Origin of the sequence: Phytoamicus setariae, from assembly GCF_016722925.1 — a bacterium.
Classification (GTDB): Bacteria; Pseudomonadota; Alphaproteobacteria; order Rhizobiales; family Rhizobiaceae; genus Rhizobium_E; species Rhizobium_E setariae.
The window spans coordinates 281,810-305,310 of the sequence record NZ_JAEQNC010000004.1; the positions used below are offsets into that span (position 1 = coordinate 281,810).

Consider the following 23,501-nt stretch of genomic DNA (forward strand, 5'->3'; position numbering starts at 1 on the left):
TCTTCCCGGCTGTGCCCTGCTTCAATTCGCCGGTTACTCTGCCGCCGCTGCCGTCATTTGCGTGAAAGTCTGCTGCTCATTCAGCCATGCCTGATATGCGGCCTCGTCGTCGACCACGACCGTTGCCCGCATCTGCGAATGCGCGACGCCACAGAGCTCCGCGCACAAAACCTCGAAGGTGCCTGTCCGCGTCGGCGTGAACCAGTAATAGGTGACGCTCCCAGGGATCATGTCCATCTTGGCGCGGAATTCCGGCACATAGAAATCGTGCAGCACATCGATGGACCGCAACAGGATGTGCACGGGCTTGCCGACCGGAAGATGAAGTTCTCCACTCTGGACGATGAGATCATCGAGCCCGGCTTTATCGCCAGCCGCAACACCGAGGGGATTGTCTGAAGTGACCGCCCTCGTGTCGGCGCGCCCGAGCTTTCCGTCTTTTCCGGGTAGTCGGAAGCTCCACAGCCATTGCTGGCCGACAACCTCTACGGCCGCAGCATCCTGGGGCACGGTGACGTACTGCTTCCACACCATCAGGCCCGGCGCCAGCATCGCGGCAACGCCGATTGCGGTTCCGATGGCCAGCCACGATTCCAGCCGCCGGCTCTCCGGCTGGTAGGCCGCCACATTGCCCGGGCGATGACGGAAGCGCCAGACGCAATAGGCCATGAAGGAAACGACGAGCGTGAAGACAAGGCCGGTGATCCAGAAGGTGATGGTGATCGTGTCGTCGATGTAGTTCCAGTTCGACGCAATTGGCGTCCACCACCAAGGGCTCAGCAGGTGGAACGTAATGGAAGCCACCACAATCAGAACGAGAATCAGCACTACGGCCATTTCCTGCCCCTCACCCAGCCGCGGGCCTAACCCCGCGATCCGTCTAGAGAATTTTTAGCATTATCTCATAAACTGATCATGCCCGCAATTACCGCAAAAGTGATCCCCTTGATGGGTACAACGTCACATGAGTCGATCACACCGAACGACGTGCAGCTTCCCGTTGCTCCGCACATCCATTTAAGACTTGCGAGCATGGCGGCTTTGGCCTCGCTACTGCGAGTACTGTTTGAGATACGTGACCAGATTGGCGATATCAGTGTCGTCCTTGAGCCCTGGAAACGCCATCTTGGTGCCCTTCACCTTCGCTCTGGGATTATGCAGATAGTCACGCAGCGTGGCTTCGTCCCAGACAAGCCCGCCAGCCCCCGCCTCTTTCATGGCCGTCGAGTAGCTGAAATCCGGATGTGTTCCGGCCGTTCGACCGAACACATGGTTCAACGATGGCCCGACCTTGTTCTTGTCGGTATCGACGACATGACAGACGGCGCATTTCTTGAAGACGACCGCGCCCGCTTCGGCGTCGCCTTCCTGGGCGACCGCGCCATGTGGCAGGGCAATGGCAAGAGGCAGACTGATCAGAGCAATGCGATACCACATGGCAATCCTCATTCTCATCGAGCGAGATCAAAACCACAACCGGTGCAACCGGCCTCCATGCTTATCAAACTTTGTCGGCCTTGTCGCGCTTTGCCTTGCTCCACCCGGTTGCGCTTATGTGGGGAGCCGCCTTAACCCAGAAGGATCATGTCAACCCGCACGGATCATCTCGGCAGCCTTTTCCGCGATCATGATGACGGGCGAATTGGTGTTGCCGGAAACGATGGTGGGCATGATCGAGGCATCGACCACCCGCAGCCCGGAAAGACCGTGAACGCGCAACTGTGCATCGACCACCGAGAGGTTGTCGCTGCCCATCTTGCAGGTACCGACCGGATGGAAAATCGTCGTGGCGATGTCGCCTGCCCTTTGGATGAGTTGCTCGTCGGACTGGTATTCCCTGCCCGGCAACATCTCCTGCGGCTTGAAACGGCTGACGGCCTTTTGGGTCATAAGCTGGCGCGCATGCCGGATCGAACGCGCCGCGATCATCCTGTCTCCCGGCGTGGAAAGATAGTGCGGCCGGATTTCGGGCGCGACCGAAATGTCCCTGGTCGTAGCATGCACCGTGCCCCGGCTCTCGGGTCGGAGATTGCAGACTGACACGGTAACGGCGGGATACTTGTGCAACGGCTCGCCGAGGCGATCCGTGCTCAGCGGCTGCACGTGATATTCCAGATCGGCGGTCGCCACCGATGGATCGCTTTTGGCGAAGATGCCGAGCTGGCTGGGCGCCATCGACAACGGGCCAGAGCGGCGCAACGCATATTCCAGGCCCATGCCCGCCCGGGTGATGAGGTTGTGATAGAGCTGGTTCAGGGTTTTGGCGCCTTCGATCTTGAAGACCGTGCGGATCTGAAGATGGTCCTGCAGATTTTCGCCGACGCCAGGCAGATCGTGCAGGACGCCGATGCCGAGCGAGGACAGCAGCGCGCCATTGCCGACGCCGGAAAGCTCGAGAATTTTTGGCGAGTTGATCGCGCCTGCCGAGAGGATGACCTCTCCCCTCGCTTTGGCAATCGACGGCCGGCCGTTGCGCCGGAATCGAACGCCGCTCACCCGCTTGCCATCGAACTCCAGCCGTTCGGTCTCCGCTCCGGTCAACACACGGAGGTTGGCCCTGTCCATGGCCGGGCGCAGGAAGGCCTTGGTGGTGTTCCACCTGATGCCCCCCTTCTGATTGACCTCGAAATAGCCTGAGCCCTCGTTGTCGCCATCGTTGAAGTCGTCGGTCTTGGGGATGCCCATTTGCTCAGCCGCATCGCGGAAAGCATCAAGGATTGGCCATGACAGCCGTTGTTTTTCCACCCGCCACTCGCCGCCCGCACCGTGCATGTCGGATTTGCCGCGGTAGTTGTCTTCCGATTTGAGGAAATAGGGCAGCACGTCGTCCCAGCCCCAGCCGCCATTGCCCGCCTGCCGCCAGCCGTCGTAATCGGCGGCCTGGCCGCGCATGTAGATCATGCCGTTGATCGACGAGCAGCCGCCCAGCACCTTGCCGCGCGGATAGTTGAGCGACCGGCCATTCAGCCCGGCCTCCGAAGCCGTCTTCATCATCCAGTCGGTGCGTGGATTACCCATGCAGTAGAGATAACCGATCGGGATGTGGATCCAGTGGTAATTGTCCCTGCCTCCGGCTTCGAGCAGCAGCACCCGGTTCTTCGGATCGGCCGAAAGCCGGTTGGCAAGCACGCAGCCCGCCGAGCCCGCACCCACGACGATGTAATCGTAGGTGCCCTCGTCTGCTGCATTTTCATCGACGGTGTTCACGCTGCTGCTCCCAGGGCCGCCATGCGCTTCCAGATCGGCGTCATGGCATCGGATATGTCGCGATAGATGCGGTAGCGCTGCTCGTAGAGATCGGCAAGCGCGGGGTTGGGCGTATAATGGCGTTCGACCGTCACCATCGATGCAGCGCCCTCCGCGAAATCCCTGAACAGGCCGACACCGGTTCCGGCTGCGATCGCGGCACCCAGCGCACCCGTCTCTTTCGAACGGGCAATCGAAACAGGCACGCCGAGCACGTCGGTGAATATCTGCGGCCAGACCTTGCTGCGCGAGCCACCGCCCGAGAGAACGGCCTCGTCGAAACGTACGCCCGCCGCCCTGAGCTTCTCGATATGCCAGCGGTGACCGAACACCACTCCTTCCAGCACCGCCCGCATCAGATGCGCCTTAGTGTGCCAGCCGGCGACGCCATGGAAACCCGCCCGTGCATTGCCGTCGGTCTGGGCACCATAGAGGAACGGGTGGTAGAACGGTGCCGCAAGCTGCGGCTCGACGGAGGCTGCAAGCTCGCAGCAGAGATCGAAGGGCGACACGCCTTCCTCGCAATCGGCAAAGAACTCGCGCACCATCCATTCGAGATTGGCAGCCGACGTGGCGCTGTTTTCCATGGCCATGTAACGGGTGCGGTCAAAGCTTGACGACATGAAGATCGGTGCTTCGAGCTCTGGCCGATCCGTTATCACCTGGTTGATGCTCCAGGTGCCGGCAATGATCGAGGCGGCCCCTGTTCGGGTCACCCCGGAGCCGACTGCCGAGGCGATAACATCGAACAGCCCGCCCACGACAGGCGTACCCGCAGCCAGGCCGGTCAGCGCGGCGGCGGTCTGTGTGACACGGCCGGCGATCTCGTCGCTTTCCACCAGCCGCGGCAGAAGATCCATGCAGTCACCGAGACCATAGGCCTCCATCAGCCGCTGGTCGTAGCGCCGTTCGACGACATTCAACAACCCGCAACCGATCATGTCGGAGACTTCGCTGATCCGCTCGCCGGTCAACCGGTTGGTGATGAAATCCTTGCACAGCAGCACCGTGCCGATCCGGGCGAATTGTTCCGGATCGTGGCGCTTCAACCAGGCAAGCAGCGTCGGCGTCTGCGACGGCCACGGCCGCTGCTGGCAAATCGGATAGGCGATATCGCCAACCCCTGCCGCCTCCAGCTCGTCGGCGAGCTGCGAGGCGCGCGTATCGAGAGACTGGATGGCGATCAGCGGTTCGCCCGCCTTGTCCAGGGCATAGAGACCGTTGCCGTGGCCGGCACAGCCGATCGCGGCGATTTCGTCGGCCGCGATACCGGATTTCTCGATGCAGGCGCGGATGACCGTCTGGGCATTTGCCCAGAGCTCGCCCAGCCCACGCTCGACATGACCGGGCTTCGGCATCCGGCTATGGCCTTCCTCCGCGACATAGGCCAGTTCCCGGCCGCCAAGGTCGAAGATCACGGCTTTGATAACGGTGTTGCCGGCATCGAGGCCGAGCAGGTACTTACCCATGCGGAACCCCTCCCAAGGTTCGAATATACAATTATCCCTGCTCATACACCGAGTAGGCATCCGCGCCGCTGGCGTCGTCATGGATGATGGCCATCAGCCCCCTCACGACAGCGCTCGGATTGGCGTGCTGGTAGATGTTGCGGCCATAGACCATGCCCTTCGCACCCTGCTTCATCAGCGCCGCCGACTTGTCGAACACGACACGCAGATCCTCCTTGCCGCCACCGCGCACTAGAACCGGGCATCGCGCCGCCTCGACCACCTTATGGAAATCTTCCGCATTGTCGGTCGGGTCGGCCTTGATGATATCCGCCCCCATTTCACGCGCAAGCCGGGTCAGCGTGACGATCTTTTCGCAATCGCCGTCGACCATGTAGCCACCCTTCTCGGTAACCGGCTGCATGACGAGCGGTTCAATCATCAGCGGCATGCCGTATTTGTCGCAATCGGCGCGAACGCGTGCAATGTTCTGGACGCACTGTTTGAACAGTTCCGGCTCGTCCGGCAGCATGAACAGATTGACGACGACGCAGGCTGCATCCATGGCCAGCGCGCCGATCAGCGGCTCGGCTTCGTTCTGCAGCACGGCCCACATGTGGCTATGGCGGATCTTGTTGTAGGGATTGCCCATGTCGATGCGCATCACCAGCGCCGGCTTGTCCTTGCCGGCGATGTCCTGCAGCAGGTCGGCCTGGCCGAAATTCATCTGGATCGCATCGGGGCCGGCATCCACCAGTGCCTTGACCACGCCTTCGACATTCTCAAGCCCATTGAGGAAGGTCGGTTCGTTGCAGACACCGTGGTCGATTGCGACATCGAGGCAGCGGCCACCGCCGAACAGCCGGTTCATCCGGACTTTGCTGTTGTTTCGCATGGGATACTCCTGTCTGTGTTCCTTAAGTGTAGTGTCTGTTCGCTGACGCCGTGGCGCTCGGCAAGCAGGATGAGAAAACGTTTGTGCTCCGCGAGCCTGCGGCCCAGATCCCAGCCGCGTTCGGCGGCAAGGAGGTCGAGCGCCGCATCGGCCATCGCCAGCGAAAGCTGGCCGGAAATGGCCAGCGTCGTCCGACGAAGCAGAAGATCGTCGAGATGCTCAACACCTTCGCTGCGGATGAGGAAGAGCATTTCGCGGGTGGTGTAGTCGGCGTCCGGCAGCGCCGCGTCCGCCTGCCGGGCAATGAATTCCGCCACCTGTGTCGCAGCGGTTCCATAGCGCTCGAACAGTTGTTCGATCCGGGTTGAAGCCAGGCCGGTCGTCGCCGCGAGCGCTGCAATCCAGCTTTTCCGACTGGTAGGGAATTCGCGGCCGCCGCCGATCTGTCTGTCCTTGGTGTCGATACGGCGCGATTTCCCCAGACGTTTCAGCGTCATGTCGGCCGCGAGTTCGCCGAAGGACCGGAAGGTCGTCCATTTGCCCCCGATCATGCAAAGCACCGGCGGAGTTCCATCGGCTTCGACGAACGTACAAAAGTGATCGCGCGGAATGCGCCCGGTAAAGCTGTCGTTGCTGGCCGGCAACGGCCGGACGCCGGCAAACTGGAAGACGATATCCTCGGGCGCAATACGGATGTGCGGCAGCACGAAAGCGAGCGATTGCAGGATATAGTCCCGCTCGTCGGCTTCGCAGCGCACCGTGCCGGGATCGTCGACGCGAATATCGGTCGAGCCAACCAGAACCTTGCCGAGATAGGGAAACAGGATGCAGATGCGCCCGTCCTCGTTTTCATAGTAAAGCATATGCCCGCCGAGCGCGGCCATCAGCTCGGCATTGTCGATCATCAGGTGCGAGCCCTTGGTGCCGCCCATCAGCGGCCGCGCCGGTTTTTCGGCAAGGATCTGGCGATTGGTCAGATCGATCCAGCCTCCAGTTGCGTTGATGACGATCTGCGGTTCGATTGGCGTGGTGCGACCGAGCACGGCATCATGGAGCATGAGCGACCCGTCAGCCTGCCGCGTGACCTCCGCATAGTTCAGCGCGCGGGCATGCAGTCCGGCGGTCAAGCCATCGTCAAGGAGTTCCATGCCCAACCGTTCCGGATGGCTGACCTGCGCATCGTAGTAGGTCGCCGAGGCGATGAGATCGGGGTTTATCGCCGGCCACTTCGCCAGCGTCTTGCGCTTGCCGCGAAAGGTGTGCTTCGGCATCATGGCCCGGGTGCGGGTGAAGAAATCGTAGATCGCCAGCCCGGTCTTGATGACCACCGCGCCGCGTCGGCTCGGTCGGCGCCCCAGCCCGAGAAATCGCACGGCGCCATTGGCTATGCCCGAAAAGGCATCGAAGACCGGCACCGTCGTCGGTAGCGGCGAGACGTAGTGCGGGGCATTGGCGAGCAACCGGTCGCGCTCCTCAAGCGATTCCCGAACCAACTTGAATTCACCGTTTTCAAGGTAGCGCAAGCCGCCATGCACCATGCGCGAAAGTGCGGCGCTGGCGCCGGAACAGTAATCGTTCCGCTCGACCAGCAGCACGTCGATGCCCTGCAGTGCCAGCTCGCGGAACACGCTGATGCCGTTGATGCCGCCGCCGATAACCAACACTTCTGCCTTCGGGCGTCTTGCGAGCCCGTTGAATATCTCTTCGCGATTCATTGGTGCCTGTTTCCCCGTCACCCGTCGATGACGGATAGCCATGAGGCTATGGCCGCATCGATGGTGGAAATCTCTTCGCTCGAAAGCCTTATGGTTCCGGCGCGCGCATTATCGCGCGCCTGTGCCGGATTGCGCGCGCCGCACAGCGCAAACGTCACGCCGGGTTGGCCAAGCGTCCAGGCAATGACCACCTGTGCGATTGTTGCGCCATGCGCTTCGACGACCGCCTGAATGGCCTGAGCAAACCCCGCAACCTTCCGGCGGTTTTCGACCGAAAAGCGCGGATTGTCCTTGCGCTGGTCGTCACCGCTGAAAACCCGCTCAGGCCCGATCATGCCCGATAGCAAGCCAAGCGCCAGCGACGAATAGCTGAGCGTTGCAATGCCATTCGCACGCGTCAAGGGCAGCAGGTCCGCTTCGATTCCGCGATCGATCATGCTGAAGCGTTCCTGGATCGCGTTCAGCCCGCCAACATCGATATAGGCCTTGAGATCCTCGGTGCTGACATTGCTGGCGCCGATTGCCCGGATCTTGCCGGCCTTCTTCAGATCATGAAGCGCTTCCATCGTCTCGGCGACCGGCGTCGTCGGATCCTGCCAATGGGTAATGTAGAGATCGATGTAATCGGTCTTGAGCCGGCTCAGGCTTTCGTCGACCTCATGAAAGATCGCGTCGCGCCCGAGAAAGCGATGTACCGGCTTGCCGTCCTGATCGAAGAAGTGCCGGCCTTTCTGCGTGTGCCAGACCAGACCGCATTTGGTGGCGATGACGGCCTTGTCGCGGCGACCAATGAGCGCCTTGCCGACGATTTCCTCGGCGCGGCCGAGGCCATAGGCCGGCGCCGTGTCGATCAAGGTTACGCCCTCGTCGAGCGAAGCCTGGATGGCGGCGATCGATTCCGCCTCGTCCGTGCCGCCCCACATCCAGCCGCCGATCGCCCAGGTGCCCAGGCCGACCGCCGATGCGTTCACTCCGGATGCGCCGATCGCGCGCGTAATCTGCGTTGCTGTCATGCGCCAATTCCTTCTGCATTCGCAATTTCAATAATTTTCGCGCCCGTGGCTTCGTCCGTCACCAGCGTATCGAGGTGGCCGCCGCGCATGACGCTGAGGATCGGCCCAGCCTTGTTCGGGCCGCTGGCAATACCGATCTTGGTCGGGATCTGCGCGAATTCCTCAAGCGTCAGCGACACCAGCGACCGGTTGAGCGCGTAGTCACAGACCTGTCCCTGCTTGTCGAGAAGATGCGCGAGCAACTCGCAATAGGCCCCCGACTGCTCGATCGCGGCACGATCCATCCCGGAAGACGGATGCAGGTCGTAGTAACTGGAATCGTCAGACAGGATCGAGCCGATGCCGACCACGGCGATCTTGGCCTCGCGTGCCTTGCGAAAGACATCGGCCACCGAACGCATTCCGATCAGCATCGCCTGCTGGCCGGCATCGTCGGCAAACAGCGGCGCGTGGATCTGGTAGGATTTGCCGCCGAGCCGTTCAGCCATCAGGGCAGAGACGTGATTGACGTCGGTGTAGTGCTTTCCCTGCACGCAGCCGGTCGCCGGGATCACCTCGACATTGAAGCCGTGCGGCCCATGCAGGCCGGCAACAACGGCGCTCACGCCCTTGCCGCCGGTGATGCAGATCGTGTCACCATCGGCGATCAGCTCCAGCAGCAGCCGTCCGGCGGCCTCGCCGACCGCCTGTAAGGCTGTCTGCGGATTGTCGGAAACCGTCGGCACCACCACGGCGCGGGAAATCCCGCCAAGCGCCAGCAACTGCTCCTCCATGTCGACGAGCGGCTCCATCGGCGACTTGATCTTGATCTCGACCAGGCCGAGCTGACGGCCGCGCTTGATCAGCCGGTTGACCGTCGCATGCGAGATGCCGAGCCGGTCGGCGATCTGCGCCTGGGTCAGTCCCTCGAGAAAATGCATGACCAGCGCCTGGTGCATCTGGCGGGCGATGACCGCCTCCTCGCGCGGAATGCTGACGACTTTGGATTTGGGTCTGGCGATGGCCATGGTCATGCCTTGCGCTTGTGGAGATAGTGATCGACGGAGACTGCGGCGAGCAATATGCAACCTTTGATCATGTCCTGCCAATAGACGGATACGTCGAGCAGGATAAGCGATGACGACACGACGGACAGCAGCGCGATGCCGAGGATCGCGCCGAAAATAGTGCCCGATCCGCCATTGAGCGACGCCCCGCCGATGACGGCCGCGGCAATGATGTTGAGCTCCATGCCGACGCCGAAGGTGGGCGTGGCCGAGCCGAAGCGCGACATGTAGATCACGCCTGCCACGCCGGCGAGCGTCGAGCACATGACGGTGACCCAGAACTTCACATGGTTGGTCTTGATGCCGGAATAGAGCGCGGCCTTTTCGTTGCTGCCGGTGTAGAACACCTTGCGGAACGCGGTGGCCCGACGCAGCAGGAAGTCGAAGATCACGACGACGGCGAAGAAGATCAGGATCACATAGGGAATGCCATAGATCGAGCCCTGCCCGACCGCCTTGAACGACGGCGGCAGCGTAAACAGCGAAATCGGCGTGCCCTTGGTCACGGCCAGGCAAAGCCCGCGAACGATGACCATGGCCGCCAACGAGGTGATGAAGTGATTGAGACCGACCACGGTGACGAAGAAGCCCATGATCGCCCCGATCACCGCGCTCATCAGGATACCGAGCAGCGACGACGTCCACGGATCCAGCCCCAGCATGAACATCGAGCCGGCAAACACCATCGCGAAGCACACGACCGATCCGACCGCCAGATCGATGCCGCCGACGATCAGCAGCACCGTCATGCCGACCACCACGATGCCTTCGACGGAGAAGGACATCAGCATCGCTCGGAAATTGCCGAGCGTCAGGAAATGCGGCGAGGCAAACGTCATCACCACGCAAAGCGCCAGGATGATCGCAACCAACCCCGCCTCGCGCATCGAGCCCACCCGTTTCCACGTCGCAACGCGCCGCTCGGATTGTGCCGTCATCGTATCGACCGCCATGTCTTCTCCTCCCGTATTCCTAACTGTCTCAGGCAGCATGATCCGCCGCCTGTCTGCTGCCGGCCGGCCCGACGCCCGATGCGAGCATCATCACCGCCTCCTCCGACATGTCTTCTGCGACGAGCTCCCCCGCCAGCCGCCCCTCATGAATGACCACCACCCGGTCGCAAAGTCCGAGCAGCTCCGGCAATTCGGACGAGATCACGATAATGCCGATGCCGCTTTGCGCCAGTTCGCGCAGCAGCTTGTGAATTTCCGATTTCGCCCCGACATCGATGCCGCGCGTCGGCTCGTCCATGATGATGACCTTCGGGCCGACAGCGAGCTGCTTGGCAATCGCCACCTTCTGCTGGTTGCCGCCGGAGAGCGAGGAGACGGGATAATCGATCCCGCCCATCCGGATCCCCAGCCGCGCCGCAAAGCGCCTGGCCATATCCGCCTCGGCCTTCTTGTCTACGAGGCCGAGCCGCGTGACCTGGCCCAGATCCAGAACCGAAATATTGCTGGCGATGGGCAGATCGAGAAACAGCCCCGACCCCTTGCGGTCCTCGGAGAGGTAGACGATACCCGCCGCAACCGCATCGGCATATCGAGCGATCGACTGCCTGGCGCCCGCGAGCACGATCTCGCCCGACTTTATCGGCCGCAAGCCGCAGATGCCTTCGGCGATCTCGGTGCGGCCCGAACCGATCAGGCCGCCGATGCCAAGGATTTCGCCCTTTTTCAGATCAAAGCCGATATCGGCAAACCGTGCGTCATCGCCGAGGCCGCGCACCGACAGAACCGCATCTTCAGAGCGGTCCTGGTCAGCGAGCTTGGGCGGATAGAGCCGCGTGATCTCGCGGCCGACCATCCGGCGCACGACATCGTCAGGCGTGATCTCGGCAATCTTTTCGGTGCTGACGTAACGCCCGTCGCGAAACACCGTCACCCGATCGCAGAGCGAAAAGATCTCGGCCATGCGATGGCTGATATAGATGATGGAGATGCCCTGCGCCTTCAGGCCCCGGATGATGCCGAACAGCACCTGCGCCTCGGTTTCGGTCAACGCCGCCGTCGGTTCGTCAAAAATCAGCACGCGACAATCGAGCGTCAGTGCCTTGGCGATCTCAACGAGCTGCTGGCTGGAGATCGGCAGTTCGCTCACCTTGCGGCGCACATCGATCCTTGCCAACCGGTCCATCACGGCTTGTGCATCCCGCACCAGAGCCTTGTAATTCATGAGGAATGAGCGACGACGGCCGGTCGCGGCCATGTACATGTTCTCGGCAACCGTCGCATCCGGGCAAAGCGCGATTTCCTGATGGACGAGCCCGATCCCTAGCGACTGGGCCGTCGAGGGCGAACTGACGACCACCTTGCGGCCATCCATCCGGATCTCGCCTGCATCCGGCTGCAATACGCCAGCGATGATATTCATCAGCGTCGACTTGCCGGCGCCGTTTTCACCGCAAAGCGCGTGGATTTCGCCTTTTTCCAGCGAGAACTCGACGTCCGTCAGCGCCTTGACCGCACCGAAATGCCTGGAAACACCGCGTATCTGCAAAACCGGCTCTGTCATCGCCCACTCCTTCGCGTCTTCAAGGGGCGCATTTGCGCGCCCCTCGTACTTGGCTGCTATTATTCCTCGATGCCCTTGGTGCCGCGACGCTTGAGGTACTTGTCCCAATAGAAGTCGTCGGCATTTTCCGCCGTGACAATCGACAGGCCGTTATCGACCACCGGAATGCTCATCGCGTTGAAGCCCGAGCGCTTGGCGTCGTTCATTGGATCGATCAGTTCCGGATGCTTGGCAAGCCACAGCAGCATGAAGCCCATGTAACCCTGCATGCCCTGGTTCGGATTGATCGAGCCGAACACTTCGCCGGCCTTGATCATGTCGAGGATGTTGGCGTTGACGTCGGCGCACATGACCAGAACCTTACCGCCGTTTTCCTTGCTGGCCTGAGCCGCGCCGATGGCCGAGTTGGCTTCCGGCATGAACACGGCGTTCAGGTTGGGATTGGCCTGAATGAGGCTCGACAGGGCCTGATAGGCCTTGGTCGGGTCCTGGTTGGAGGCGGCACGGCCGACCAGCTTCATGTCAGGATACTTTTCCTGCATCCGGGCAACGAAAGCGGCGATGCGCTTGTCGTGATTGTCCTGGCCCGGATTTTCGAGCACCGCATACTCGCCCTTGCCGCCCAGCTTGGTGGCGATCGCATCAGCGGCGTAAGTGCCTTCGCGGGTGTTGTCCGAAGTGATGAAGGAGATGCGCTTGGAGAGCGGCGCGTCAGCCGCGAAAGTCACGACCGCCGTGCCCTGATCGATAGCACGATTGATCGGCTCGATGAACGGATCGGAATTCATCGGATGGACGAGGATGCCGGCCGGGTTCTGGGCAAGCGCCTGATCGAACGAAGCGATCTGCTTGTTGACGTCATATTCCGGCGTGCCGGTATAGGCGGTTTCGCAGCCCATTTGCTGGCCGGCCTGCTTGAACATTTCATAGACCGGGAACCAGTATTCGACGCCCGAGACCATGACGTTCATGACGTATTTCTCGCCGGGCTTGCACTTGAACGGGCTGTCGGCGGCGAGAGCCGCACCCGACATGAATGTCGCCGATGCCAGAACGGCCAAAGCGGTTGTGCTGAAAAATTTGCGCAAAGTTCCTCCTCGAGGCCGAAGCCCCTCCCAAAAAAGCCCGTGGCGCCTGAAAAGGCTGCCTTTGATCATGTGGATCCGGCGCTCCTCCTCGAGCCCCGGTGAGAGGACATAAACACACCGAAAATATCCCGTCAATATAATTCATGCCGAGAAATATATTTCACAAACTAGCAGCATTCAATGACGTCGGGAAAGCTGCGGCACCAACTCGGGTAAGGGTATAGTTGTCAGTGGAATGATGCTGCCCGGATGGATCTCCCCAATCCTAGTCGCCTGGCGAGGTTCGGCAAGGAAGCGAATGGCATTTTCGACTTGCGTGGGACCAGCGCCCCATCACTCGCCAACGCATCCACGCAGCTTGACTGAAAGTCTTTAGCTGAAAAGGCTGTAGGTTCACCCGAAACTGCGGAGCACTTCGTAAATTGCGTTGCGAAAGTCGTCAACGAACTGGAAATCTCGGGCTAGGATGGTGGGCGTGACAGGGATCGAACCTGTGACCCCTTCGGTGTGAACGAAGTGCTCTCCCGCTGAGCTACACGCCCATCCCTTTGAAAAACAACGACAAACCATTGCTCTTCATCTGCGGTGCCATGCCACTAGCAGCTTTCGCCAATCAATGCAAGCGCCGCATTTGAAAATGACAGGCGAGATGCGGGTGGCCGGGATCGTCCTCGATAACAGCCACCTGCAAGATGTCAGCTTTCGAAGCCGGTCAGCACGCCCACGGCGTTGACGCCGATATCGGCCACCGCATAGCCGCCTTCCATGACGAACAGCGTCGGCAGGCCGAGCTTGGCGATACGCGCGCCGATCTTGGGGAAATCCTCGGTTTTCAGCTTGAACTTGGAGATCGGATCTTTTTCGAACGTGTCGACGCCGAGCGAAACGACCACCACGTCGGGCGCATAGTCCTCGAGTTTCTTGCAGCCATCATCGAGTGCAGCACTCCAGGTTTCCCAGCTCGTGCCCCAGCGCATCGGATAGTTGATGTTGAACCCCTCACCGGCGCCCGCCCCCTTCTCGTCGGCATGACCGAGGAAGTAGGGATATTCCTGCATCGGATCGGCATGCAGGTTGATCACCTGCACGTCTGCGCGCTGGTAGAAGATCTCCTGGGTACCGTTGCCATGGTGATAGTCGACATCGAGGATCGCGACACGCTTGGCGCCTTGGTCGAGGAACCATTGGGCGGCGACGGCGGCATTGTTGATGTAGCAATAGCCCGCCATGAAGGCGGCACCCGCATGATGGCCCGGCGGTCGGCAGAGCGCAAAGGCGGTCCGCTCGCCGCCATGCACGAGGCCGGCAGCCGTCAAGGCAACATCATGCGACGACTTGATTGCATCCCAGCTGCCTTCGACGATGCCGCAGCCACCATCGAAGGAATAGTAGCCGAGCTGGCCGTCGATGAACTCCGGCACCACGTCGCCGCGCAGTCCGCGCGTTGGCCAGGTGAACGGGATGGCGGTTCCATCGCGCCCTTCCGCCTTCCAGCGTGCGTAAATGGTCGGCAGGAAATCGAGATAGGCCTTGCTGTGCACCTTGGCGGCGGTGGACAAGTCATGCTCGACCGGATCGATCACCGGGCCAAGCTTCACCTCTGTCAGGCGGTTCATGATGAACTCGGCCCGGGACGGCATTTCGAAAGCCGGTACGATGGCACCGGCGACAAGCTCCATGTTGCCGGAATGACCGAGGTGGCGGGGAGAAAATACAGTTTTCATGATGTACTGCCGCAATTGAAAAGGAAAAGGCCGCCCCGCATGGTGTGCGGAGCGGCCCGGTCACAGATTACTTCTGCAGTTCGGTCCAGATCTTGGTGTAGATTTCCTGGGTTGCCGGTTCGCAAAGCCGCATGAACTCGGCCTTGGACTTCATGTCCTCAGGCACGTTGAGTTCCGGCGCGCCCTTCATCTCGGCAGGCATGAATGGCTCGGAACCCTCGATGCCGTTGGCGTAGCGGGCAAATGCCGAAATCATCGCCGCATTTTCCGGATCCATGATGAAGTTCTGGAAAAGCTTGGCGTTCTCGACATTCTTGGCGTCCTTCAGCACCACCGCATTGTCGGACCAGTAGGTGAAGCCTTCCTTGGCATAGCCGTAGTGGATCGACGGCTTCTGCAGACGCTGGCGCAGCACCGAGCCGTTCCAGTCGGTGGAGGCGGCGATGTCACCGGCGAGCATCTTGTCGATGACCGCATATTCCATCGAGATCCAGTTGGGCTTGGCGTTGACAAGCGCATCGCGTGCCTTCTTCAGCACGGCCTTGTCGTCCGTGCACCAGTCACCACCGACATACTTGATGGCTGCATAAATCACGTCGTTCATTTCCGGTACGACGTTGATCTTGCCCTTGAGTTCGTCGGGCGTATCGAACACCAAGCCCCAGGTGTTGATGTCGCCCTTGTAGACGTCGGAGTTCACTGTCACGCCGACCGTGCCCCACTGCCACGGAACCGAGTACTTGCGGCCCGGATCGAAATCGGGATTGGCCCATTCCTTGGCAATGTTCTTGCCATTTTCCATCTGGGCAGGATTGGTTTCGAGCAACAGCCCCTCAGAGATCCAGATCGGCAGATGGCTCTGCGACGGCATCACGACGTCGAAGCCGGAGCCGCCTTGGCGCACCTTGGCAAGCGCCGTCTCGTTGGAATCGTAGTCCGTCACCGTGACCTTCACGTCATAGGCTTTTTCGAACTTCTTGATCATGTCGGGGCTGGTGTAATTGCCCCAGTTATAGATGTGCAGTTCGCCTGCCGCATGGGCAAAGCTGACGGATGCAAGTAGCATCGCACCCGCCGTCAGGATTGTCCTACTGTTGTTCATTATGGTTCCCTTTCCGCTTTTATTGAGCGCGTTTCTGATTGATGAAGAAGAAGATCGTCACCGCCGCGATGGACAGCAGCAGGAAGACGGCCGAGATCGCATTGATTTCCGGCGTCGTCGAACGGCGGATTTGCCCGAGCATGTAGGTCGGCAGCGTATCCTGGCCACCGGACTTGACGAATTCGGTGATCACCACGTCGTCGAGCGAGATGACGAATGCCAGCATGAAGCCGGCAATGACACCGGGCCATAGCAGCGGCAGCGTCACATAGCGGAATGCCTTGATCGGCGTTGCGTAAAGATCCGCAGCCGCCTTTTCGAGCGTCAGGTCCATGCTTTCCAGCCGCGCCCGGATTGGCAGGTAGGCGAAGGGAATGCAGAATGCCGTATGCGCCGCAATCAGATAGCCAAGGCCGGTATAGCCGGTCCAGATCTTCACCCGCGAGAAGAAGATCAGCAACGCCACCGCGGTGACGATTTCCGGCACCATCAAAGGCAGGTTGAGGAACGCATACTTTGCCGTCATCCCCCGATAGGCCGCGGTTCTCGTCGTGGCAAGCGCCGCCAGCGTCGCGGCGAATGTGGCTATGACGGCAGCGGTTACGGCGATCTTCAGCGAATTGATCGAGGCATCAATCACCTCGCTGTTTTGCGCCGCCTTGCCGAACCAGCGAAACGAAAACCCCTGCAATGTCGATAGGCTCTCGCCGGCATTGAAGGCATAGACGACCAGCACCGCGATCGGCAGATAAAGTGCGAAGAACGAGATCATCGCGATGGTGGTGAAGCCGCGCTGGCGACGAACGCTGAAGCTAGCCATGGGCGCGTCCTCCGGAACTGGCATTGCGCACATAGGCGAGCAGCGCCACCATCACGATCAGCATCAGCGCGATCGACAGAGACGATCCCAGCGGCCAGTTTCTGCCCTGCCCAAACTGAAGTTCGATCAGGTTACCGATCATCATGTTTTTGCCGCCGCCAAGCACCGACGGCGTCACATAGGCGCCGAGCGAGGGGATGAAGACGAGGATCGAGCCCGCAATCATGCCGGGCTTGACGAGCGGAATGATGACATTGGTCAACACCTTGAATGGCGTGGCATAGAGGTCATAGCCCGCTTCCACCAGCCGGAAGTCAATCTTCTCCATGCTGGCGTAAAGCGGCAGCACCATCAGCGGCAGATAGACGTAGATCATCCCGATCAGGATGGCGCCATCGGTAAACAGCATCTGGATCGGCGTATCGATCAGGCCAAACTTCATGCCCAGCGTGTTGATGACGCCCTCGTTGCGGATCACCTGCATGACAGCGAAAGTGCGGATGAGAAGATTGGTCCAGAAGGGGATAGTGACCAGAAACAGCCAGAGTTCGCGGCTGCCGGCCGGGCGCGTCGCAATGAAATAGGCGGTGGGGAAACCGAAAACGAGGGTCGCGACCGTCGTGATCAGCGACAACTTCACCGAGCGGATGAAGATCGTCATATTCGCATCGGCGAAGGTCAGCGTATCGTCGAAGATATCGCGTTCCATCAACACCCCGAACCAGCCATCGGTCGAGAATTTCCACACCACGTCGCCATAAGGCCCCGGTGTCAGAAAGGAATAGACAAGTACGATCAGCAGCGGCCCGACGGCCGCCAGCAGAATGATCAAAAGGGCAGGAAGCGACAGGAGCCAGCGATTGCGGATGTCGCGCCTCTGTTCATTTTCGATGAGTGCGCTTTCACCTGCCATGTCAGCCTCTCAGCACCCGTATGGCATCCGACGGGAAGCTGATCCCGACAATATCGCCCTCGGAGCGCCCGCCTTCCTCGCCGGGACGATTCTGCTGGCGCACGGTAAACAGGCTGCCGTCGGACAGGCTGACGTTGAAATAGGTGTCGGTACCGAAATAGATGATATTGGCCAGTGATCCGGTGAGTATCGCATTCGGATCGTCAGCGCCGACCAGCCGCGCATGTTCAGGCCGCAGCATGACGGTAACTTCGTCCCCTGCCCGGCTCGCTTCGGGCGCCGGTGCAGACAGCGTCGCGCCGCATGTCATGGCAACCTGGGCTTTTCCTTCGTTCAGCGCAGTGATCTTGCCCTTGAGGAAGTTGGTCTCGCCGATAAAATCTGCGACGAACCGATCCGCTGGACGGTCGTAGATATCACGTGGCGCGCCGACCTGCAGGATCTTGCCTGATGACATGACCGCGATGCGGTCCGACATCGTCAGCGCCTCTTCTTGGTCGTGCGTCACGAACACGAAGGTGATGCCGGTCTCGGCCTGCAGACGCTTGAGCTCGATCTGCATTTCCTTGCGCAGCTTGTAATCGAGCGCCGACAACGGCTCGTCAAGAAGCAGCACTTTGGGCGACGGCGCCAGAGCGCGGGCGAGCGCCACGCGCTGCTGCTGCCCGCCCGAAAGCTGGCTGGTGGCGCGTTTGGCGAGATGCTCCATCCGCACGAGTTTCAGCATTTCGCTGACGCGGGCCGCAATGACGTCCTTGCCCTTGCCGAGCATCTTCAGTCCGAAGCCGATATTTTCGGCCACCGTCAGATGCGGAAACAACGCGTAGTTCTGAAAAACGGTATTGATGGGCCGCTTGAAGGGGGGCATCGCAGCGATATTTTCGCCATGCAGAACCAGTTCGCCTTCGCTCGGAAACTCGAATCCGGCGATCAGCCGAAGAAGCGTAGTCTTGCCGCAGCCGGAAGGCCCAAGCAGCGTGAAGAACTCATTTTGTCGGATGGAGAGATTGGCGCCGTCGACTGCGGCAAAACGGGCTTCTCCGTGCCCAAAATGTTTGAAAACGTCGCGAATGTCGATCGCGCTCAGGTCCGCCATAAAGCTTTGCCCACCATCCAGTTGTATCCCGGCTCCCTCATGGGCCGGGCGTCCCCGCCCCGCTAACCTGCCCGTTATTTTAATGTTTTCGGAACAGGCCCTTCAACAGAGGCCGGGCTAGATGATCACAGCGAAACAAAATTGACAACGGGGATTCGGAGTGCAGTCACGGAATTTTTCCGCAACTGCACAACCGTTACGCGACCATCAGGCCTGATAGGTAACGCGGCCCGCGCAAACCACGACGGCCGGCCGAATCTCGGCGATCCGATCCATAGCCTGATCCTCGATCGAACTGTCGAGCAGCGTCAGATCGGCAAAATAACCCTTGCGGATCATTCCCTTACAGCCTTCCTTGAACTCGGCATAGGCGCCCTCGCTGGTATAGGCAGCAATCGCCTCCTCCAGCGAGAAGCTCTGGTCGGGATCGCTCTCCGCCCACTTCTTGCGTGTCACAGCCGCCTGAATTCCATGCAGCGGATCGATGGGCGACACGGGCCAGTCCGAGGCAAAGGGAATATGCGCGCCGGCGTTCTTGAGCGTCCGCCAGGCATAGGCATAGGGCCAACGCTCCCGGCCGATCATCGATACGGTCGGTTCGAGCGGCAGGCCCATCGCACCCGGCGGATGCGGAGGCTGCATGGAGGCGATGATCCCCATTTCGCCGAACCGGCTGATATCGTCGGGATGTACGACCTCGATATGCTCGATGCGGTGTCGGCTGTCCCTTTTGCCGTTCGCCTTCTCGGCCGCCTCGACACCGTCGAGCACGGCGCGCACCGCGCCATCGCCGATCGCATGCACGGCCACCTGCAGCCCGCGCCGGTCGATTTCGACCACCGCCGCCTTCATTTCCTGGGCAGTAAACAGGCTTGGACCACCCAGGCTGTCGGGCTTGTTGGCATAAGGCTCGACCATGACTGCCGTCCAGCTTTCCAAGACGCCGTCATAGAACATCTTGACGACGCCGGAACTCAGGAATTCGGACTTGTAGGTCGCCGCCATGTCGGATGCCTTTTCCAGCATGCTAAGGGGCATGAAATTCTTGAGATGGAACGGGATCTGCACGCGGCACGGAAGGAAGCCATCACGCTTCTCTATCTCCGCCAGCAACTGCAGCTGATAGAGGTTTCCATCCATGCATTGCAGCGAGGTGAAGCCATGACGGGCGCAATAATCCAGCCCGCGCCGCATCACCAGGATGTCCTTCTCCCACTCCGCCCCCACCGGATAGGGATCGGGCTCGCCACCGGTTGACAGTCCCAGCCTGTAACGGTCGAAGCCGGAGGCCGCGAACACCGGGCCGAATGCCTCCATTTCACGCAATTCACCGGTTGCCAGCCCATCCTCACCCATGACGACTTCGTTGCCCGGACCAAGCTTGCGGCCATGCATCAGCCCGGCCAGTTCAAGCGCCTTGGTGTTGGCCCAGACGGTGTGGTGGTCGTAGGCGACGATGGCAAACGGTCGGTCTGCGATGATCCGGTCGAGATGTTGACGGGTCAGCCGTTCACCGGCACCCATGATGGTGTAATCGGCGCCCTGCGCGTAAAGCACGGTTTCCTCAGGCCTTGCTGCGGCATAAGCCAGCGCCTTTTCCTTCAGCGCTTCGAAGCCAAACACGCCGCCCAATTGCAGGTGATCGAGCTCGGCAGACCCCGAGAACAGATGCAGGTGGTTTTCGGAAAAACCCGGAATCAGCGTGCTGCCCTTGGCATCGATCACTTGCGCGTCCGCGCCAGCAAGTGCCTGCATTTCGCCATTGGTGCCGACACCGACGATCCTGCCGCCCTCGGCATATACGGCTTCCGCACGCGGGCTGTCCGGGTCCATCGTCAGAACCTTGGCATTGAGAATAAGAAGTGGTTTGAGGTTGGACATTGGGTACTCCAGATATGCAAACTAGATGCGCGGCAGATAGGCTTTGTAGTCGAAGTCCGAGACCGTCCTCAGATAGGTGATGGCTTCCTTACGTTTCGTGTCGGCATAGAGCTTCTGGTATTGCTTGCCGAAGATATCGCCGATGAACGCGGATGCCGCGAAATCCTCGACTGCCGTCAGGAAGTCATGCGTAAGCCGATCGCATTTTTCAGGCCGCGACGTGGGCGTCGTGACCGGACCGGGATCGAGCGTTTCCTCTATGCCGAGCAGCATGCCGCCGAGGATTGCCGTCAGCAGGAAGTACGGATTGGCGTCGGCGCCGGCAACGCGGTGTTCGACGCGTGCGCCCGGCCCGTCCTTTTCCGGGATGCGGATCGCGGTGCCGCGGTTTCCGTAGCCCCAGTCGACATCCACAGGCGCAAACGACCCCGGCTGGAAGCGCCGGTAGGAATTGGCGAATGGCGCAAAGATGAGTTGCGCCTCGCGCATTGTCTTGAGCATGCCGGCGGTCACAGAGCGCAACAGCACATCGTCGCCACCCTTGGCATCCAGCACGTTGTTGCCGTCCCTGTCGATCAGGCTCGCATGCACATGCAGGCCGGACCCCGCCTGGTCTGAATAAGGCTTGGCCATGCAGGTGGACTTCAGGCCGAACTTGCGCGCCGCCTGCTCGACCACCCGCTTGAGATAGATGCAATCGTCGGCAGCCGACAAAGCGTCAGGCTTGTGGTTGAGATTGACCTCGTATTGCCCTGGCCCGAATTCGGCGATCGTTGCATCCGCCGGCAGGTTCATTGCTTCGCAATAGGCACGCACGAGATCGAGATAGGGCTGCATGTTGTCGACCGCGTCCATCTCGTAGAGCTGGAAGCCGTTCGGCTCACCCTTGCAGGTCAGGATCGAGGGCGGCACGGGAATGCCGGTCTCGCGCGATGAGCCGTCCATCACATAGAATTCGAGTTCGGTGGCCACGACCGGCGTCAGTCCCTTCGCCTCAAAGCGCTTGAGCAGGGCGGCCAACATGCCGCGCGGATCGCAGAAATGCGGCTCCCCTTCCAGCGTGTGCATCGTGGCCAGCACCTGGCTTGAACCAGCAGGCGCCCAAGGAATGGCCACATGCGATTTTTTGTCCGGGATCACGGCACCGTCCGGATCGCCGAGCGTCAGCGAAATTCCGGTGAGATCGTCGTTGTCGTCGCCCCAGATATCCAGAGATTGCGTCGAGGCCGGCAGCCGCACGGCGCCCTGCCAGACCTTCTTTTCGCCTTCCAGCGGGATCTGTTTTCCGCGTAGTCTCCCATTCATGTCAGCCAGCAGGATTTCAATTCGCGGCGGGGTGGAGACGTCCGCAAGTAATGCAGCCGGTTTCTTGTCATTCATGATGGGAATTGGCCTCGCTGGAAGTAACTAGAAGGGATTTGCGGACTCAAAACGGCAAAAGGCTTGCCAAAATCGCCCGACAAGGCCATTTTCGTAGCTGATAACACGCCGCCTTTCAATCAGGCAAAAGCACAGCATGCAACAACCTGCGATAAGACCATCGCCGGACAAGCATACTGTGGAACAGGGGAAACGAGAAAAAATGACTACACCGAATGCCGTATTGTCCAATCTTGGCGCCATCGACGCCGCTCATCACATTCATCCCTTCTCCGACATGAAGAAGCTGAATGCGGCCGGCACGCGTATCATCCAGCGTGGCGAGGGCTCACATATCTTTGACAATCACGGCAAGAAGTATCTCGACGCCTTTGCCGGCCTGTGGTGCGTCAACATCGGCTACGGCCGTCGCGAAATCGCCGACGCCGTTTTTGCGCAGATGAACGAATTGCCCTACTACAACTGTTTCTTCGGCACCACGACGCCGCCGACCACGTTGCTGGCCGAAAAGATCGTTGCCCATGCCGGACCGAATATCAACCACGTCTTCTTCACCAATTCCGGTTCCGAGGCGACTGACACCTGGTTCCGCATGGCGCGTGTCTACTGGGCCCATCTCGGCAAACCGACCAAGACGATGGTGATCGGCCGCAGAAATGGCTATCACGGCTCGACCGTGGCCGGCGCCAGCCTCGGCGGCATGAAATACATGCATGAGCAGGGCGCGCTGCCGATCGAGGGCATCCATCATATCGGCCAGCCCTACTGGTATGCCGAGGGCGGAGATCTCACACCGGCCGAATTCGGCCTCAAGGTCGCGCGCGAACTCGAAGCCAAGATCGACGAGCTGGGCGAAGACAATGTCGCCGCTTTCGTCGCCGAGCCGATCCAGGGCGCCGGCGGCGTGATCGTGCCGCCGGAAACCTATTGGCCCGAGATCAAGCGCATCTGTGCCGCCCGTAACATCCTGCTGGTTGCCGACGAAGTGATCTGCGGATTCGGCCGCACCGGCAGCTGGTTCGGCCATCAGCATTTCGGTTTCGAGCCGGACCTCGCGCCTGTGGCCAAGGGCCTGTCTTCAGGTTACCTGCCGGTCGGCGGTGTGCTGGTCAGCGACAGGGTTGCCAAGGTCATCACGTCCACCGACTTCAACCACGGCTACACCTACTCCGGCCATCCGGTCTGCGCAGTGGCGGCTATCGAGAACCTGCGCATTCTCGAAGAGGAAAAGCTCGTCGAGCGCGTCCGCGACGATATCGGCCCGTATTTCGCCAAGTCCTGGTCGAGCCTTCTCGATCACGACATGATCGGTGAAGCCCAGTCCGTCGGCCTGATGGGCGGCCTGCAGATGGCCTTCGACAAGAAGACCCGCCAGCGGTTTGAAAAACCCGACGATGTCGGCACCTGGGTGCGCAACAAGTGCATCGAGGCCGGCCTGATCATGCGCGCCACCGGCGACCGCATGCTCGCCTCCCCGCCGCTGATCATCACCCACGAGGAAGTGGATTTCATGACGAGCACGCTGCGCACAGCGCTCGACGCGGCGTGGAAAGAACTGAAATAAGACTGTCATAGTCGCAGTTTAATAAGCTCCCCCATGGGCTTCTTGATAGCTTTTAT

Annotated in this window: 19 protein-coding genes and 1 tRNA gene; 1 reads left to right on the forward strand and 19 read right to left on the reverse strand. The window is 60.6% G+C overall.

Translation table 11 applies throughout. The features are described from left to right. Positions 1-33: 33 nt before the first annotated feature. The 19 genes from coxB to JJB09_RS09115 all read right to left on the reverse strand — a co-directional run bounded on the left by coxB (position 34) and on the right by JJB09_RS09115 (position 21,881). Positions 34-837 carry a cytochrome c oxidase subunit II gene (gene coxB / locus JJB09_RS09025; protein ID WP_201656350.1) on the reverse strand — a complete coding sequence of 268 codons (804 nt, stop codon included), beginning with the start codon at positions 835-837 and terminating at the stop codon, positions 34-36. A 213-nt stretch (positions 838-1,050) separates the two neighbouring features. After that, positions 1,051-1,437, reverse strand: a complete 387-nt coding sequence (locus JJB09_RS09030) for a c-type cytochrome (RefSeq protein WP_246748631.1) — start codon at positions 1,435-1,437, stop codon at positions 1,051-1,053. Between the two features lie 150 nt (positions 1,438-1,587). Continuing rightward, positions 1,588-3,207, reverse strand: coding sequence for a GMC family oxidoreductase N-terminal domain-containing protein (locus tag JJB09_RS09035; RefSeq protein WP_201656353.1), 1,620 nt, complete (start codon positions 3,205-3,207; stop codon positions 1,588-1,590). After that, on the reverse strand, positions 3,204-4,715 hold the full coding sequence (locus tag JJB09_RS09040) for an FGGY-family carbohydrate kinase (RefSeq protein WP_201656356.1): 1,512 nt from the start codon (positions 4,713-4,715) through the stop codon (positions 3,204-3,206). The genes JJB09_RS09035 and JJB09_RS09040 overlap by 4 nt, the downstream gene beginning before the upstream one ends. 31 nt (positions 4,716-4,746) lie before the next feature. Beyond that, positions 4,747-5,589 carry a class I fructose-bisphosphate aldolase gene (locus JJB09_RS09045; protein ID WP_246748632.1) on the reverse strand — a complete coding sequence of 281 codons (843 nt, stop codon included), beginning with the start codon at positions 5,587-5,589 and terminating at the stop codon, positions 4,747-4,749. Beyond that, a complete protein-coding gene (locus JJB09_RS09050) occupies positions 5,562-7,304 on the reverse strand; it encodes a glycerol-3-phosphate dehydrogenase/oxidase (RefSeq protein WP_201656359.1) in 1,743 nt (580 codons plus the stop codon). Before JJB09_RS09050 ends, JJB09_RS09045 begins: the two co-directional genes overlap by 28 nt. A gap of 17 nt (positions 7,305-7,321) precedes the next feature. Further along, positions 7,322-8,317, reverse strand: a complete 996-nt coding sequence (locus JJB09_RS09055; protein ID WP_201656362.1) for an aldo/keto reductase — start codon at positions 8,315-8,317, stop codon at positions 7,322-7,324. After that, a complete protein-coding gene (locus JJB09_RS09060; RefSeq protein ID WP_201656365.1) occupies positions 8,314-9,324 on the reverse strand; it encodes a sugar-binding transcriptional regulator in 1,011 nt (336 codons plus the stop codon). Before JJB09_RS09060 ends, JJB09_RS09055 begins: the two co-directional genes overlap by 4 nt. Positions 9,325-9,326: 2 nt before the next feature. Beyond that, positions 9,327-10,316: an ABC transporter permease gene (locus JJB09_RS09065; protein WP_201656367.1), complete on the reverse strand. Its 990-nt coding sequence runs from the start codon at positions 10,314-10,316 to the stop codon at positions 9,327-9,329. 28 nt (positions 10,317-10,344) lie between these two features. Then, on the reverse strand, positions 10,345-11,877 hold the full coding sequence (locus JJB09_RS09070; RefSeq protein ID WP_201656370.1) for a sugar ABC transporter ATP-binding protein: 1,533 nt from the start codon (positions 11,875-11,877) through the stop codon (positions 10,345-10,347). Between the two features lie 59 nt (positions 11,878-11,936). Then, positions 11,937-12,965 carry a substrate-binding domain-containing protein gene (locus JJB09_RS09075; protein ID WP_201656373.1) on the reverse strand — a complete coding sequence of 343 codons (1,029 nt, stop codon included), beginning with the start codon at positions 12,963-12,965 and terminating at the stop codon, positions 11,937-11,939. 467 nt (positions 12,966-13,432) lie between these two features. Next, positions 13,433-13,507: transfer RNA gene (locus tag JJB09_RS09080), tRNA-Val, on the reverse strand. Positions 13,508-13,660: 153 nt separating this feature from the next. Further along, on the reverse strand, positions 13,661-14,689 hold the full coding sequence (locus tag JJB09_RS09085; RefSeq protein ID WP_201656376.1) for a histone deacetylase family protein: 1,029 nt from the start codon (positions 14,687-14,689) through the stop codon (positions 13,661-13,663). A gap of 67 nt (positions 14,690-14,756) precedes the next feature. Next, a complete protein-coding gene (locus tag JJB09_RS09090; RefSeq protein WP_201656379.1) occupies positions 14,757-15,791 on the reverse strand; it encodes an ABC transporter substrate-binding protein in 1,035 nt (344 codons plus the stop codon). A gap of 19 nt (positions 15,792-15,810) precedes the next feature. Beyond that, entirely contained in the window at positions 15,811-16,611 is an 801-nt protein-coding gene (locus JJB09_RS09095; protein ID WP_201656382.1) for an ABC transporter permease, read from the reverse strand. Further along, the gene (locus tag JJB09_RS09100) at positions 16,604-17,524 is read right to left on the reverse strand and encodes an ABC transporter permease (RefSeq protein ID WP_201656385.1); all 921 of its coding nucleotides are present in this window, start codon (positions 17,522-17,524) and stop codon (positions 16,604-16,606) included. The genes JJB09_RS09095 and JJB09_RS09100 overlap by 8 nt, the downstream gene beginning before the upstream one ends. 1 nt (position 17,525) lies before the next feature. Further along, positions 17,526-18,620: an ABC transporter ATP-binding protein gene (locus tag JJB09_RS09105; protein ID WP_201656388.1), complete on the reverse strand. Its 1,095-nt coding sequence runs from the start codon at positions 18,618-18,620 to the stop codon at positions 17,526-17,528. A 207-nt stretch (positions 18,621-18,827) separates the two neighbouring features. After that, entirely contained in the window at positions 18,828-20,501 is a 1,674-nt protein-coding gene (locus tag JJB09_RS09110) for an amidohydrolase (RefSeq protein WP_201656391.1), read from the reverse strand. A 21-nt stretch (positions 20,502-20,522) separates the two neighbouring features. After that, entirely contained in the window at positions 20,523-21,881 is a 1,359-nt protein-coding gene (locus tag JJB09_RS09115; RefSeq protein WP_201656394.1) for a glutamine synthetase family protein, read from the reverse strand. Positions 21,882-22,083: 202 nt separating this feature from the next. Here JJB09_RS09115 and JJB09_RS09120 point away from each other — a divergent pair, with 202 nt between their 5' ends. Continuing rightward, the gene (locus tag JJB09_RS09120; protein ID WP_201656397.1) at positions 22,084-23,445 is read left to right on the forward strand and encodes an aspartate aminotransferase family protein; all 1,362 of its coding nucleotides are present in this window, start codon (positions 22,084-22,086) and stop codon (positions 23,443-23,445) included. Positions 23,446-23,501: the final 56 nt, after the last annotated feature.